The 14037-nt window shown below is 64.7% G+C and carries 13 protein-coding genes; 5 read left to right on the top strand and 8 right to left on the bottom strand.

Features of this window, described 5'->3' with window-relative positions; translation table 11 throughout:
* Positions 1-32: 32 nt before the first annotated feature.
* The 4 genes from KCG88_RS26420 to KCG88_RS26405 form a co-directional block, all read right to left on the bottom strand.
* Positions 33-1250, bottom strand: a complete 1218-nt coding sequence (locus KCG88_RS26420; RefSeq protein ID WP_210713468.1) for a mandelate racemase/muconate lactonizing enzyme family protein — start codon at positions 1248-1250, stop codon at positions 33-35.
* Position 1251: 1 nt separating this feature from the next.
* Positions 1252-2574: an MFS transporter gene (locus tag KCG88_RS26415; RefSeq protein WP_210713467.1), complete on the bottom strand. Its 1323-nt coding sequence runs from the start codon at positions 2572-2574 to the stop codon at positions 1252-1254.
* 135 nt (positions 2575-2709) lie between these two features.
* Positions 2710-4134 (bottom strand): aldehyde dehydrogenase, encoded by a 1425-nt coding sequence (gene aldA / locus KCG88_RS26410; protein WP_210713466.1) that lies wholly within the window; start codon positions 4132-4134, stop codon positions 2710-2712.
* A 367-nt stretch (positions 4135-4501) separates the two neighbouring features.
* On the bottom strand, positions 4502-5446 hold the full coding sequence (locus KCG88_RS26405; protein ID WP_210713465.1) for a LysR substrate-binding domain-containing protein: 945 nt from the start codon (positions 5444-5446) through the stop codon (positions 4502-4504).
* Between the two features lie 324 nt (positions 5447-5770).
* Here KCG88_RS26405 and KCG88_RS26400 point away from each other — a divergent pair, with 324 nt between their 5' ends.
* Together KCG88_RS26400 and KCG88_RS26395 are read left to right on the top strand one after the other, a co-directional pair.
* Positions 5771-6952 (top strand): hypothetical protein, encoded by a 1182-nt coding sequence (locus KCG88_RS26400; RefSeq protein ID WP_210713464.1) that lies wholly within the window; start codon positions 5771-5773, stop codon positions 6950-6952.
* Between the two features lie 268 nt (positions 6953-7220).
* Positions 7221-8096, top strand: a complete 876-nt coding sequence (locus KCG88_RS26395) for a LysR substrate-binding domain-containing protein (RefSeq protein WP_047336451.1) — start codon at positions 7221-7223, stop codon at positions 8094-8096.
* An 84-nt stretch (positions 8097-8180) separates the two neighbouring features.
* On the opposite strand, the gene KCG88_RS26390 is transcribed toward KCG88_RS26395, so the two are convergent.
* The 4 genes from KCG88_RS26390 to fae form a co-directional block, all read right to left on the bottom strand.
* Positions 8181-9542, bottom strand: coding sequence for an MFS transporter (locus tag KCG88_RS26390; protein WP_047285961.1), 1362 nt, complete (start codon positions 9540-9542; stop codon positions 8181-8183).
* Between the two features lie 126 nt (positions 9543-9668).
* The gene (locus tag KCG88_RS26385) at positions 9669-11102 is read right to left on the bottom strand and encodes an NAD-dependent succinate-semialdehyde dehydrogenase (protein ID WP_047285959.1); all 1434 of its coding nucleotides are present in this window, start codon (positions 11100-11102) and stop codon (positions 9669-9671) included.
* Positions 11099-12133, bottom strand: a complete 1035-nt coding sequence (locus tag KCG88_RS26380; RefSeq protein WP_047285958.1) for an aldo/keto reductase — start codon at positions 12131-12133, stop codon at positions 11099-11101. The genes KCG88_RS26385 and KCG88_RS26380 overlap by 4 nt, the downstream gene beginning before the upstream one ends.
* Before the next feature lie 10 nt (positions 12134-12143).
* Positions 12144-12656: a formaldehyde-activating enzyme gene (fae, locus tag KCG88_RS26375; protein ID WP_210713463.1), complete on the bottom strand. Its 513-nt coding sequence runs from the start codon at positions 12654-12656 to the stop codon at positions 12144-12146.
* A gap of 71 nt (positions 12657-12727) precedes the next feature.
* Between fae and KCG88_RS26370 the strand changes: the two genes are divergently transcribed.
* The 3 genes from KCG88_RS26370 (at position 12728) to KCG88_RS26360 (ending at position 13926) form a co-directional block, all read left to right on the top strand.
* On the top strand, positions 12728-12991 hold the full coding sequence (locus KCG88_RS26370) for a hypothetical protein (RefSeq protein ID WP_210713462.1): 264 nt from the start codon (positions 12728-12730) through the stop codon (positions 12989-12991).
* A gap of 64 nt (positions 12992-13055) precedes the next feature.
* The gene (locus KCG88_RS26365; protein WP_047285954.1) at positions 13056-13466 is read left to right on the top strand and encodes a GFA family protein; all 411 of its coding nucleotides are present in this window, start codon (positions 13056-13058) and stop codon (positions 13464-13466) included.
* Positions 13459-13926, top strand: coding sequence for a hypothetical protein (locus tag KCG88_RS26360; RefSeq protein ID WP_210713461.1), 468 nt, complete (start codon positions 13459-13461; stop codon positions 13924-13926). Before KCG88_RS26365 ends, KCG88_RS26360 begins: the two co-directional genes overlap by 8 nt.
* Positions 13927-14037: the final 111 nt, after the last annotated feature.

Here is a 14037-nt window from a genome sequence, read left to right as displayed (position 1 = left end):
CCATGCCCTGCCCGTCGCCGGGCCGGAAGTGCTCAGCCTTTGGCCGGGGAGCTGTCCTTGATGTCGACCGGACTGGCGGCCATCTGCAGGTGCAGGCGCTGGCCCTGGTACGGCGAGTGCTGGCGCACCACGTCCATGTTCAGCTCCACTCCCAGGCCTGGCTCGCTGGACGGGATGATGTAGCCGTCCTCCCACTGCAGGGGCTTGGTCAGCACCTGAGCGTGAAAGCCGCCCCAGGTCATGATGCTTTCCTGGATCAGGAAGTTCGGCGTGCACGTGGCCAGTTGGAAACTCGCCGCCGCGCCAATCGGCCCGTTGTACAGGTGCGGGGCGATCTGCGCGTAGTAGACCTCGGCCATGCTGGCGATCTTCTTCGCCTCCAGCAGGCCCCCGCAGCGCGCCACGTTCATCTGCAGGATCGAGGCCCCCCCGGCCTGCAGCAGCTTGAAGAATTCGTACTTGGTGGTCAGGCGCTCGCCGGTGGCGATCGGGATGCTGGTCTTGGCCGCCACCTGCGCCATGGCCTGCTCCTGGCCCGGCGGCACTGGCTCCTCGAACCACAGCGGGTCGTATTGCTCCAGGCGCTTGGCCAGGCGAATGGCCGAGGACGGCACCATCTGCCCGTGGGTGCCGAACAGCAGGTCGCAGCGATTGCCCACCGCTTCACGGATCTTGCGGCAGAAGGTTTCGCAGCGCTCCAGCACCTCCAGTGACAGCTGGTGCCCGGAGTACGCGGTGTAGGGGCCGGCCGGGTCGAACTTGAGGGCAGTGAAGCCCTGCTGCATGTTCTGCACCGCGCATTCGGCGGCCAGATCCGGGTCGTCGTAGTCGTACTCGCCACGGCTGTTCTGCGGGTACAGGTAGGTGTAGGAACGCAGGCGCTCGTGGACCTTGCCTCCCAGCAGCTCGTATACCGGCTTGTTCGCCGCCTTGCCGATGATGTCCCAGCAGGCCATCTCCAGGCCGCTGACCACGCCCATCATGGTCAGGTCCGGGCGCTGGGTGAAACCGCTGGAATAGGCCTGGCGGAAGAAGCGCTCGATATGGTGCGGATCCTGGTCCAGCAGGTAGCGCTGGAACACATCCTCGATGATCGGCTGCATTGCCTGGGGACCGAAGGTGGCGGCGTAGATCTCGCCCACGCCTTCGATGCCGCAGGCGGTGCGCAGCTTGACGAACAGCCAGTACATGCCGCCGATATGCGGTGGAGGGACAGCGACGATATGGGTTTCAAGGGCAACGATTTTCATCTCAGGCTCCTGTTTGCGGATTCTGCTGGGTACGTTTGACGCGAGCGCGCAAGACGATCGCGGCCAGGGTGCCAAGGGCGCCGACCGCGGCGATGTAGCCGAAGTACAAGCGGTAGCCCAGCGCCCCGGGGAAGTGTTCGGTGAGGTAGCCGTTGATCAGCGGGATAAAGGTGTCCGGCAGGTAGCCCACCACCGAGACGATGCCGATGGCCAGGCCGGTGATGCGCAGGGGGATCCGGCACGTGTCGAGGATTGCCCAGTACAGCCCGCGGATGGCGTAGGTCATCAGGCCGATGAAGATCACTGTGCCGATCAACAAGCCCAGGCTGCCCAGGGCCGGGAACAGGATCAGCCCGACGATGCCCAGGGTCGCCAGCAACAGCGCCACGATCAGCACCGAGATATTCGAGAAGCGGTCCCCCAGCCAGCCACCGCCGATGCCGCCCAGGGGCCGCATCCACAGCTTGATGGTGGTGATGGTGCCGGCCATCACCGCGGTCATGCCGCTGCCCTGCAGGTAGTCGGAAAAGCTGTAGGTGGCCCAGAAGATGTGGTAGCCGCAGAACACGATGGCGGTCACCAGCCACAGCTCGGGGATCTTCACCAGGGTCGCCAGGTCGCTGAGCAGGTTGAAGCGGCCCTGCTCCACCGGCGCCGTGTCTTCCATGGACTTGGGGTCTTTGAGCAGCACCAGCACGCAGCCGATGGCGATGCAGGTAAAGGAGTACAGGTAGACCACGTGCCGGAACCCCTCGGCCGTCGACTCACCCCGGCTCTCGGTGGCCAGGGCGAACAACCCCAGGGCCAGGGTCGCCAGCAAGGCCTCCACCAGGCCACGGCCACCGTCGAGGATGCCAAAGAAACGCCCCTGCTCGGTGTGATGGGCAATCATCTTCACCCGCTTGAGCACCGAGGCCCAGAAGGTCAGCCCGGTGGTCAGCCCCCAGCAGCCGAAGATGATCATCAGTGCCGTCAACGAAGGCGCGGTGGAGTACCACAGGCCCAGGGCACCGGTGGCCACCAGCGAGAAGAAGATCAAGAAGCGCGGCGCGATGCGGTCCGCCAGCCAGCCGCTGGGCAGGTAGCTGATGAGAAACACCGTCCCGAGCATGGAATACAGGTAGCCCAGCTCGCTGTGGTTGATCTGGAATACTTCGAGCATGGTGGTCTGGTAGACCTGGCGCAGGTAGAGGATCGGGTAGATCGCCCCGGCGGCCAGCACCAGCAGCATCAATTGAATGTAGCGACTGCGCTTGTCGCTGTTGCCCAGCGACAAGGCGGCAGAACCCGGGATAGCGGCCAGATCGGCGGCATTTTTTGACATGACGATGCCCTCGGGCGCCGGTATCCGGCGCCGCTCATTATTATTAGTGGGGCAGCGGCAAGCTTGGAGCTTCAAGCGGCAAGAACGACTGCGGTGCTCTTGCTTGCAGCTTGCGGCTGATGACGTGCAGCGCCTTTAGAAAGGCATGACCACCAGGCGGGTCTGGGTGAACTCGAGCATGCCGTGCTTGCCGTCGTCGCCACCCAGCCCCGAGCGCTTCCAGCCGGCGTGATAGCCCTGGTAGGGGTCGGCCGGGGTCCGGTTGACGTACAGCTCGCCGGCCTCGATGGCCGCGGCGACCTTCATCGCGGTGCGATAGTTCTCGGTATAGAGCACCGAGGACAGGCCGAACTGGTGGTCGTTGGCCATGGCCAGGGCCTCATCGATATCCCGGTACTTGAGCACCGGCAGCACCGGGCCGAAGACTTCCTCCTGGACGATTTCCATGTCCTGGCGACAGCCGCTGAGCAGGGTCGGCGGGTAGAAATACCCCGGCCCCGGCGGCAGCACACCACCGCTTTCGAGCACGGCACCTGCAGCCACGGCGCGCTGCACCAGGGAGTGAATCGCATCCCGGGATCGGGCATTGACCAGTGGTCCCATGGCATCCGGGTGCTGGCGTCGGTCGGCGAATTGCACCGCGGCAATCTTTTCCTTGAGCAGGGCCAGGAAGCGCTCATGCACGCTTTCGTGGACATAGACCCGCTCCACCGCCGTACACAACTGCCCGCAGTGGGTGGTCTTGGAAGCGATGATGGCGCTGGCGGCCTGCTCCAGGTCGGCGTCGGCCTCGATAATCGCTGGGGTCTTGCCCCCCAGTTCCAGGGAAGGCTTGGCGATGTTGGCCTTGCAGTAGTCGAGCACGGTGCGCCCGGCACCGACGCTGCCGGTCAGGGTGATCATGCCCACTGCCGGGTGGGTGCAGACCGTGGCGGCGGTGGCGTGGTCCATGACCAGGATGTTCACCACCCCCGCCGGTAATCCGGCCTGCTGCACCGCCCTGGCAATTTCCAGGGCCGAGAGCGGCGTGTTGTTGCTCGGACGCACCACCACGCTGTTGCCGGCGATCAGTGCCGGGGCGACCTTGCGCAGCAAGGTGTAGACCGGGTAGTTGAACGGGATCAGGCAGGCCACGACGCCAATCGCCTCGCGGTGCAGGAACAGCTTTTCGTCGGGGCTGTCGCTGGGGATGATCTCGCCCTCGATGCGCCGCGCCCATTCAGCGTGGTAGCGGGTAATCTGCGCGGCGTAGCGGGCTTCGTTGCTGGCGTCTGCCAGGCTCTTGCCGGATTCGGCCGCCAGGGCCTGGCCGATGGCCTCGGCCCGGGCTTCCAGGGCATCGGCCAGGGCGCGCAGGTGTTCGCCGCGCTGAATGCTGGTCAGCGCCGCCCATTTCTTCTGCGCGGTACAGGCGGCTTGCACTGCCTCCCGCGCCTGCTCATCGGTGGCCGCCCAGACCTCCCCCACCAGGGTCTCGTCGCTCGGGTTGAAGACCGCGATCCGGTCCTGGCCGGCAGGCTGGATAAAGTGGCCGTTAACAAAGTTTCGTTGAAGTTCCATGGCGGGTGCCCCGTCGTTGGCAAGGAAAGTGGCGCTGGCTGCCTGGAGGCGATCCAGGCCCGGCGATCAAAGGGTCTGACGTGCTCGAGCGGGCACAGCGACGCCGCCGGCGAACAGGGCGATGGCCTGCGGGCAACGAGGGGTACAGCGGGCCAGGTGCAACGACAGGCAAACGACAAGAACCGGATACGGCATGGTTGGGCACTCGGGTTGTTGTTATGTGAGTGCCGGCAGTCTTGTCGCCTGCCACGATCGGGACAAACGATTAATTTCACCCGATAACATTCGAAAAATGAATTTTAGTCAGTATGAAGGGCCTGGCAAAGGCAGTGCCGAATAGGCCATTGGAGGCTCTGGCTCCAGCCGCTCAGACAGATGCCGAGACGGCCGCAGTGGAGGGTTCGAGCTGGCGCTGAGCAAGCCAGACCTCCTCTTGCAACCATTGCCCGAACTGCTGCAACTGGGGCAACCGGGTCTGCTCCGGGCGGGTCACCAACCAGTAGGACTGATGCCCTTCCACGTGCACATTGTGCACCTGGGTCAACTGCCCGCTGGCCAACTCCGACGCCACCATGTACCAGTCGGCGATGGTGATGCCCAGGCCATCGATAGCGGCACGGATGGCCAGGTCCAGCAGGTCGAACTCGTAGCCGCCCTGGGTGTCGACACCGCTGATCCGCGCCGCGTCCAGCCAGTGTTTCCAGGTCAGGTAGCGCTGATCTTCCCGGGCCAGCACATGCAACAGGGTCATGCGCTCCAGGTCGATGCCCTGCTCCGTGGACTCGCGGGCCAGCAAGGACGGCGCGCAGACCGCGACATGCCGTTCCTGGAACAGCAGCGAGCTGTCCAGGCCGTCCCATTCGCCGTTGCCGAAGCGGATCGCGCAATCCAGGGTGGCGGTTTCCGCCAGGCTGTCCTGCAGGCGCGTGGTCAGGCTCAACTCCAGCTCCGGATACTGCTCGCGCAGGCGCCCCAGGCGCGGCAGCAGCCAGCGGCTGGCGAAGGTCGGCGGCACATTCAGGTGCAGGCGGTTGACGTGGGATTTCTGCTGGATGCCGCGCACCGTCAGTTCGATCTTGTCGAAGGACTGGTGCAGCGCCCGCAGCAGCACCCGCCCGGCGCTGGTCAGTTCGAGGTGGTGATGGCGCCGCAGCAACAGGTTCTCCCCCAACTGTTCCTCCAACTGCCGGACCTGCCGGCTGACCGCGCTCTGGGTCACGTTGAGCAACTCGGCGGCCCGGGTAAAACTGCCGGTGCTGCCGGCGACTTCGAAGGCTTTGAGCGCATTGAGCGCGGGTATCTTGCGTTTCACGGCAGGCTCTCGCTGATGGCGGCTGAAGGGCGCCAAGCATGGCACGGCGCCGCGCTGCCAGCCAATGGGCAAACATGCGTTTTACGCATGCTCTGGTGCTCCATAAATCGTTTGCCGCGCCAGGCGCAGGTGGCAACACTCGGGCCGCCCTGGAAAAACAACAACACGAGAACGGCCCATGCCCCAGTACCTGCCTGCCCCACCGATCGCCACCGGCTGAAGCCGCGGCGTCCGCTCTTCCCTCCACTCTTTCACCCTTGGCTGCCGCCCTTTGCTGCGGCCGGGTTCAGCGCATCCGACAATAACAATCCGGGAGAAAACCCCATGCATTCCCTGCGCCCTCATCCCTTCTGCAACCTCGCCCTGCTGCCCCTGCTCGGCAGCCTCGCCACCCCCGCTCTGGCCGTGCAGGTCACCGACCACCTAGACCTTGGCGGCGCCGTCCGCGCGCGCTGGGACTACGACCCGGACCGGGACATCCAGACCTTCAACTTCGACACCGCGATCCTCAGCGCCAAATACAGCTCCGAGACCTGGATCGGTGCCGCCAAGTACCGCTTCTATGGCGGTGCCTACCCGTACCGCTACACCGACAAGGTCGGCGACATCGCCTTCGCCGAGAGCGCCTGGATCGGCTACCGGTTCAACCCCGAGCAGCAGGTCCAGGTCGGCCTGAATCAGATTCCCTTCGGCCTGCAGCCGTATTTCGGCAGCACCTTTTTCGAAACCCTGGGCAACGTGGTGGGCCTGGAGGACATCGAGCAGGTGGGTGCCAAATACATCCAGCACAGCGGCGACTGGAACCTCCAGGCCGGCTACTACCTGCGCCCGGCCTGGCAGGGCAAGGGCACGAGCAATGGCCGTACCTATTCCAGCGTGGTGTCCTCTGCTGACAGCTACGTGGCCGACGGCAGCGACAACCGCGAGCGCGACACCCTGGTGCTACGAGTGGCCAGGGCCGTGCAACTGGGAGGCTGGGCCTCGGAAGTCGGGGTCTCGGGCCTGACCTCGACCCTGAAGAACAACGACACCCACAGCGACGGCCGGCGCAATGCCATGGCGGTTCACTACCTGGGTAAAAACGGCCCCTGGGGCCTGCAGCTGCAGGCGGCGCGCCAGCAGATGTCGCCACGCAACCCTGGCACCGATGAGCTGGTGACCCTGGGCGGCTACGACGGCACCTTCAACGTCGCCAGCCGCGGCAACCTGTATGTCGCCGACCTGAGCTACGACGTTGGCGGCAAGTACCTGCTCGACCAAATCAGCGGGGTCAAGCTGTACGCCAATTACAGCGCCTTCGACAAATCGGCCAGTGCCTACAAGACCTCCCAGCGGATGATCCTCGGCAGCTCGTTCTCTCTGAGCAAGCTGTGGATCGCCACCGAATGGCTGTTCGGCAAGAACGATCCATACATCGGGGGCAGCAGTTATGCCCAGAGCCTGGGGCCCGGTGGCAGCAACCAGTGGGAAAACCAGGTGTACGTGAATATCGGCTACTACTTCTGAATCCTTGCCGGCCCTTTCGCTGGCAAGCCAGTGCCTACAGTTGGCAGGAAAATATGAATCTCTCTGTAGGCACAGGCTTGCCGGCGAAGGCGATCTTGCGGTCCTCTTCGCGGGTCAGCCTGTGCCCACCGAGGGCAACTACAAGGTAAGATGGGCCCGCCAAAAGAAGCGTCCTACAACAACAATAAACCTGCCCCGCCACGTCCAGCGCCGCGCCTGCCAGGCTCGGGCCGCGACTATCTGGCGCCAGGTGCGGAGCCCGCCCGCCATGCGTCAACTGCCCTCCCTGAACATGCTCCGGGTCTTCGAGGAAGTCGCCCACCACCGCAGCTTCAGCCAGGCCGCTGTAGTGCTCAACGTCACCCAGGGCGCAGTCAGCCGACAGATCAAGCAGCTTGAGGACTACCTCGGCGTGGCGCTGTTCAGCCGCACGCCGCGCGGGCTGGCGCTGACCGAAGCCGGCACGGCCCTGGCGCCGCACCTGGGCCAGGCTTTCGATCACATCGAGCGCGCCCTGCAAGCCCTGCGCGTCCCCAATCTGCGTCAGCGCCTGCGCGTCGTCGCACCGCCGACCTGGGCCACCCGCTGGCTGTCGGCGCAGTTGCGGGACTTCTGCCAGCGCTACCCGGATATCAGCCTCAGCGTGACCCAGCACAACAGTCACGACAGCCCGGCTGAAGTCGACTGCGAAATCCGCTTCGGCCTGCAGGCCGCCACTCATTGCCAGAGCCAGCTGCTGGTGATGGAGCGGCATATCGCCGTGGCCAGCCCGGAACTGTTCAGTGCAGGCCAGGCGCCGGACCTTCAGCGCTTTCCTCTGCTGCACATCCTGCATGACGGCAAGCGCCTGCGGGTCTGGGAGAACTGGCTGGCGGCCATGGGCCGGGACGATGTCGACGCCCGGGCCGGCCTGGAGTTCAGCACCCTGGACCAGGTGATCCACACGGCCCTGGCGGGTGGCGGGCTGGCGGTGATCGACCGCCAGATGATCGAACGGGAACTGGCGGACGGCCGCCTGCTGCCGATCACCCCGGTGGAGGTGCTCGGCCCCTACGGCTATTGGCTGGATATCGCGAACGACAAGCAAGGCCTCTCCAAGGTACAGCTGTTCACCCGCTGGCTGAGCCTGGTGAGCAACCCTTGAGCCCGCGAGCCGCCTGAGGACTTGCGGGCCGCCTTTGGCGTGACTGCGTTGCCGTGCGCCGCCTTCGCCAGCGCCCCCAGCAGGTCAGATCGGAGCGACCACCTTGGGCCGTGTGACCTTGGCCGGCTCGACGCCGCTGACGCTGCACGCCTGGCTCAGGGTCAGGGACTTGGTCTCTGGCGCCCAGGCCCAGGAAATCAGCGCCCCCAGGGCCAGAATCCCGGCGAGGATGCCCATGGTCGGGCTGAGGCCGATCCCGGCCACGCTCACCGGCAGCAGGAAGGTGCTGATGGCCGAGCCCAGACGACTCACAGCGGTGGCCAGGCCAATGCCGCTGGCACGTACCTCGGTGGGAAAACTCTCCGCCGGAAACACCCCCACCAGGTTGCTCACAGCCGACAGTACCAGGGTGAACACCCCGAACAGCAGCACCATCAACCAGGCTGCACTACCTGGCAGTACCGCCAGCAGCAACAGCGCCACCGCCAGAATGATGAAGGCGTTGATCAGGAAGCCCCGACGGGAAAACTTCACCGTGCACCAGATGCCGATCAACGCGCCGAGAATCAGCAGCAGGTTGAGCATCAGTTCGGTGCCAAAGCCCTCGGCCAGCCCCATCTTCTGCAGGATCGACGGCAGGAAGGTGTAGATGGCGAAGTACGGCATGACGATGCACACGAAGAACAGGCAGTTGAAGGCGGTGCGCTTGCGGTACTCGGGGCTCAACAGCACCGCGTAGCCGGAACGGGTTTCACCCGAGGGCTGTTCGTCGAGCACCACGTTGGCCCCCAGGTGTTTGTGAACAATGGCGCGAGCCTCGGCGACACGTCCACGGTTGACCAGCCAGCGCGGCGACTCTGGGGTGCCGATGCGCGCCAGCAGGATCAAGCCGGCGGGAATCGCCGAGGACGCCAGCATCCAGCGCCAGGCATCGTCGCCGAGGCTGAGCATCGCGGTGCCGACGAAGGTCGCGGCGACGTAGCCGAAAGTCCAGATCACGCTGAACGAACCCAGCAGCACGCCACGGTGCTTCTTGGGGGCAAACTCGGCGAGCATGGCGTGGCCGACGCTGAAGTCACCGCCCAGGCCGATGCCGATAAGGACCCGGCACAGGAACAGCCCCATGGCAGTCTCGGCGTAGAACTGCATGACCGAAGCCAGGGTGATCAGCACGAAGCTAACCAGGAAGATCTTCTGTCGCCCCAGATGATCGGAGATCCAGCCGAAGAACAGGCTGCCGATAAACAGCCCCATCAGCGCCGAGGCGCCGATCAGGCCCTGCCAGAACGCATCCAGCTGCATCTGCGGGCTGAGCAGGGTGAAGGCGATGCCGATCAGGCCGAGGATATAGCCGTCGGTGAAGTGCGCGCCGAAGGTCAGGCCGGCGATTTTCAAGTGGAACCGGCCAATGGGCAGGTCATCGATCTTGACGGTTGCAGTGCTCATGTTCGTCTCCATTTATTGTTTTTGAATAAGAGATGAATCGAACCACGCAGGAACCGGCTTGCCGGCGAAAGAGCCCTTGGGCCTTGCGCCCCGCCCGGCCAGCTCCTGCATTGGAGGATGTGAGGGCTAGAGGCCGCCCATCAGCAGGTATTTGATCTCCAGATAGTCGTCCAGGCCGTATCTGGAGCCTTCGCGGCCAAGGCCCGACTCCTTGATCCCGCCAAAGGGCGCCACTTCGGTGGAAATGATGCCTTCGTTAATGCCCACCATGCCCGCTTCCAAGCCTTCGGCCATGCGCCACACCCGACCGATGTCACGGCTGTAGAAGTAGGCCGACAGGCCGAATGGCGTGTCATTGGCTCGCTGCAGTACTTCGGCTTCGTCCTTGAAGCGAAAGCATGCCGCCACCGGGCCGAAGGTTTCTTCCTGAGCGATCTGCATCGCGTCGCTGGCTTCAGTGAGGACGGTGGGTTCGAAAAAGGTGCCGCCCAGGGCGTGGCGACGGCCGCCGCACAGCAGCCCGGCGCCCTTCTCCAATGCATCGCCGACATGCGCCTCGACCTTGGCCAGGGCCGCCGCATTGATCAACGGCCCCTGCTCGGTATCGCCATCCAGGGCACCGCCAACCCGCAGCGCGGCAACCGCCTCGGCCAGCTTGGTGGTGAAGGCCTCATACACACCCTCCTGGATAAAGAAACGATTGACGCAGACGCAGGTCTGCCCGGTGTTGCGGAACTTCGAGGCCATGGCGCCCTTGACTGCGGCGTCGAGGTCGGCGTCGTCGAAGACAATGAACGGCGCATTGCCCCCCAGCTCCAGGGAGACTTTCTTCAGGGTGTCGGCGGCCTGGCGCATCAGCAGTTTGCCGGTGCGGGTCGAGCCGGTGAACGACAGCTTGCGCACCACACTTGAGGCCTGCAGCGCCTCGCCAATGGCCGGGGCATCGCCGGACACAATGTTCAGCACCCCGGCCGGAATTCCCGCCTGTTGCGCCAGCACCCCAAGGGCAAAGGCCGATAGCGGAGTTTCTTCCGAGGGCTTGAGGATCATCGTGCAGCCGGCGGCCAGGGCCGGGCCGACCTTGCGCGTGACCATGGCCAGGGGGAAGTTCCATGGGGTGATCGCCGCGACCACGCCGATGGCTTCCTTGGTCACGATGATCCGCGCATCAGCCTTGTGGCTGGGGATCACATCACCGTAGGCGCGCTTGGCCTCCTCGCCGAACCACTCCAGGAAACTCGCGGCATAGACCACCTCGCCCATGGCCTCGGCCAGGGGCTTGCCCTGTTCGCGACTGAGCAAGATGGCCAGTTCGCGCTGTTGGCCGAGCATCAGTTCGCTCCAGCGCTTGAGCCGCTGGCTGCGCTCCTTGGCGGTAAGTGCGCGCCAGGCGGGTAGCGCGCGCTGGGCGGCCGCGATGGCCAGGCGGGTTTCCTCGGCGCCGGCCTTTTGCACCTGGGTGATCAGCTCGCCATTGGCCGGGTTGTACACCGGGTAGCTGGCGCCGCCGCTGGACCATTGGCCATCGATGAAGTTACCGGTACGGATCAACGTGCTCATGCCACGGCCTCGGTCAGGGAAAAACGCTCAAGCCCCGGGCGGGCCGTGCGCAGGATACGTTTACCGGCGGTGTAGTCGTTGATCACATCGCAGGGGGTGTAGTTGCGTTCCAGCTCGTGCAACTCCTCGGCGTCCAGGGGGGTTTCCAGGGCCGCCAGGGCGCTGTCGAACTGCGCGGTGGTGTCGGCACCCACCAGCATGCAGTCGACCCCGGCATGGTTGAGTACCCAAGCCTGGGCCACCTGGGCGTTGGACAGACCCCGGGCGCGAGCCACCCGCTGCACTGAGCGGGCGATCTGCAACGAAGCCTCATCGCTGTACATCTGCTGGGTGAAGAAGTCGGTCTGATTACGGGTCGACTGCACGTCGCCGGTGAGCAGGCCCCGGGCCAGCGGGCTGAACACCGAAACCCCCAGGCCCTGGTCACGGCAGAACGGAATCATCTCGCGCTCTTCCTCGCGGTAGGCGCAGTTCAACTGCAACTGCATGTTGATCGGCTTGACCCAGCCATTGCGCTCACAGGCCATGAGCAGCTTCGCCAGTTGCCCGGTGAGCATGGTGGAAACCCCGATATAGCGGGCCTTGCCGGCGCGGACGATGTCGTTCAGCGCTTCCATGGTTTCTTCCACTGGGGTGTTCACATCGAAGTAATGCAGCATGAACACGTCGACGTAATCCATGCCCAGGCGCCCCAGGGAGGCATCGATGCTGTCGAGGATATGCTTGCGCGAATGGCCGCTGGCGTTGATCCCGCCGCGGGTGCCGTAGCCGACCTTGGTGGTGATCACCAAGTCTTCACGACGCGCCAGGCGCTTGACGATGCGCCCCACCACCTCTTCGCCGACGCCTGCGGAATAGAAATCTGCCAGGTCGATGAAATTCACCCCCTGGTCCAGGGCGTGGGCGACGATGGGCTCGCTCTGCTTTTCATCGAAGATCCAGGGTTTCCAGTCCGGGGTGCCCATGTTCATGGTGCCCAGACACAGGCGTGAGACCTGCAGGCCGGAATGGCCCAGACGAATGTATTGCATGGTGCGCTCCTCAGGCCTTGGGGGTGTAGAACGGGTTGCTGATCTGGCTCACCACGTCCGCCAGTTGCGCACGCTCGGGTTTGCCGGTGAGGGCCGCGCGAATTGCCGTGCGGCAGGCGCGGTAGTTGTTCTGGTAGACCGCATCCAGGTCGTCGCAGGCCGGGTTGACCCAGTTGGCGGTAACGATCGCCCACTGGTCTTCGGCCTCGGCCGGCAAGGTGCCGTCCAGCAGCGCTTCGAGCACCGCCCTGGCGATCCCGGCCTGGGAAGCGCCCCAGGTGGCATTGCCGTGCAGCTCGCCGGCGATGGCCGCCTTGTTCACGTACAGGGTCATGGGCTTGACCGGGATGTTCGGCTGGGCGATCACCATGAACGGGCAATGGCCCTGGCTCGGCGAAGCCAGGCTGTTGGCGAAGGCCTGCCCGGCCGGGCCGTTGCGCGGACCGATGAGGATATTGATATGGGCGGCATTGACGCCCGGGCCTTCGAAGCCTTCACCAATGTAGAGGTCAAGTGGTTGCATGGGTGCTTACTCTTTGAAGAGGCAGGGGAAAGGAACCGGATCAGCCAAGCCGACACCGGATCGGGTGGAAAATGCAGGTCAAAGAGCGCAGCCGCAGGCAGGTGCAGCGCGAACCGGGAAGCCCGGCAGGACGGGATGAAGTCATGGCCAAACGCTCTTTGTTGTTATGGATGAGCTGGTTTGGCGCTGTTGTATCACCGGATTTTCAGGCAACCGTAACCATTAAAAGTCATGCGACCATGAGCTTTAGTCATACCCCTGGTAAAGGGCGCGCCATGACGGACCAAGCGTCCGGCGACCTGCTCGCTCCCCCCAAGGTCCTCGCCGTGCCTTGAAAACATGCCGGGCGTGGTAGATTCGCCCACCGGCCATCAGCGCCGCATGTCCAGAGACCCAGCCATGAACCAAGCGTTGTATCAGGGCGGCTGCCTGTGCGGCCAGGTCCGCTTCGAGGCCCGCGGACCGGCCAGCAACCCCCACACCTGCTCGTGCCCATTGTGCCAGCGCCACAGCGGCGCCCTGACCCTGGCCTGGGTCGAGTTCCCCAGCGCCCAGGTGCACTGGACCGGCCCCGCCGGCGCTCCGGCAACCTTCAGGTCTTCGGACTCTTCGAGCCGGGCCTTCTGCCGGGCCTGCGGCAGCTCCCTGGGGGCCATCGATGATCAGCCGACCACTGCCTTGCTCCTGGGCTGCTTCGACGACAACCACGACCCGGCGCTGATGCCACACAGCCATTCATTCAGCGACCGCTGGCCCCAGGGCTGGCAGCCCGCACCGACAACGCAGGATAAAGGCGGACAGCATGAGTGAAGCACCCTCTCGCGGCAGCTCCCCCCTCGCTTCGAACGTTTGGACCTGGTACGGCCAGGACGAATACCGAAGGATCATCCTGTTGGGCGAACTGGGCGTGGCCCTGGAATTTCTCGCCCTGGACGCCAAGCGACAGCGGGTGGAGGTCGGTTGCTGTGCCGAGTGCAATCTGTGGTCTGGCTATCTCGACTATCTCGCTGATTTTGTGAAGCAGTTTCCGCGGCATCTGGCGCCACATTTGCTGTCGCGCTTGCAAGCACTGTTAAGCGGCTGTGAAGCACTGTGCCGGGAGGCTTACGGCCTGACCCTGGAAGACAACGGCTTCGAACACCCGCAATGGCGAGCGCTGCGAGAAAGCGCCCGCGAGGCGCTGGAGATATTGGGTTGGTCGCAGGTACGGGAGCATATGCCGGAGCTGACCGAGGATTGCCGTGAGGCGTTGCGCAGATGGCCGGATTGAACGCTCAAAGGGTGGCGGTGCTGCTCCGGGCCCCTTCGCCAGCAAGCTGGCTCCTACGGTATTGGGTGCAGCGCTGCCTGTAGGAGCCGGCTTGCCGGCGAAGGCGATTCG

Origin of the sequence: Pseudomonas sp. MWU349, from assembly GCF_017947325.1 — a bacterium.
Lineage (GTDB): Bacteria > Pseudomonadota > Gammaproteobacteria > Pseudomonadales > Pseudomonadaceae > Aquipseudomonas > Aquipseudomonas protegens.
Note: the sequence above shows the minus strand (reverse complement) of the source record. Positions and strands in the feature narration are given on the sequence as shown.

Excerpts from the sequence above, each read along its gene's own strand:
- KCG88_RS26420 (WP_210713468.1), bottom strand. The coding sequence starts at position 1,250 with ATGAAAATCGTTGCCCTTGAAACCCATATCGTCGCTGTCCCTCCACCG.
- KCG88_RS26415 (WP_210713467.1), bottom strand. The coding sequence starts at position 2,574 with ATGTCAAAAAATGCCGCCGATCTGGCCGCTATCCCGGGTTCTGCCGCC.
- aldA (WP_210713466.1), bottom strand. The coding sequence starts at position 4,134 with ATGGAACTTCAACGAAACTTTGTTAACGGCCACTTTATCCAGCCTGCC.
- KCG88_RS26400 (WP_210713464.1), top strand. The coding sequence starts at position 5,771 with ATGCATTCCCTGCGCCCTCATCCCTTCTGCAACCTCGCCCTGCTGCCC.
- KCG88_RS26395 (WP_047336451.1), top strand. The coding sequence starts at position 7,221 with ATGCGTCAACTGCCCTCCCTGAACATGCTCCGGGTCTTCGAGGAAGTC.
- KCG88_RS26390 (WP_047285961.1), bottom strand. The coding sequence starts at position 9,542 with ATGAGCACTGCAACCGTCAAGATCGATGACCTGCCCATTGGCCGGTTC.
- KCG88_RS26385 (WP_047285959.1), bottom strand. The coding sequence starts at position 11,102 with ATGAGCACGTTGATCCGTACCGGTAACTTCATCGATGGCCAATGGTCC.
- KCG88_RS26380 (WP_047285958.1), bottom strand. The coding sequence starts at position 12,133 with ATGCAATACATTCGTCTGGGCCATTCCGGCCTGCAGGTCTCACGCCTG.
- fae (WP_210713463.1), bottom strand. The coding sequence starts at position 12,656 with ATGCAACCACTTGACCTCTACATTGGTGAAGGCTTCGAAGGCCCGGGC.
- KCG88_RS26370 (WP_210713462.1), top strand. The coding sequence starts at position 12,728 with ATGCAGGTCAAAGAGCGCAGCCGCAGGCAGGTGCAGCGCGAACCGGGA.
- KCG88_RS26365 (WP_047285954.1), top strand. The coding sequence starts at position 13,056 with ATGAACCAAGCGTTGTATCAGGGCGGCTGCCTGTGCGGCCAGGTCCGC.
- KCG88_RS26360 (WP_210713461.1), top strand. The coding sequence starts at position 13,459 with ATGAGTGAAGCACCCTCTCGCGGCAGCTCCCCCCTCGCTTCGAACGTT.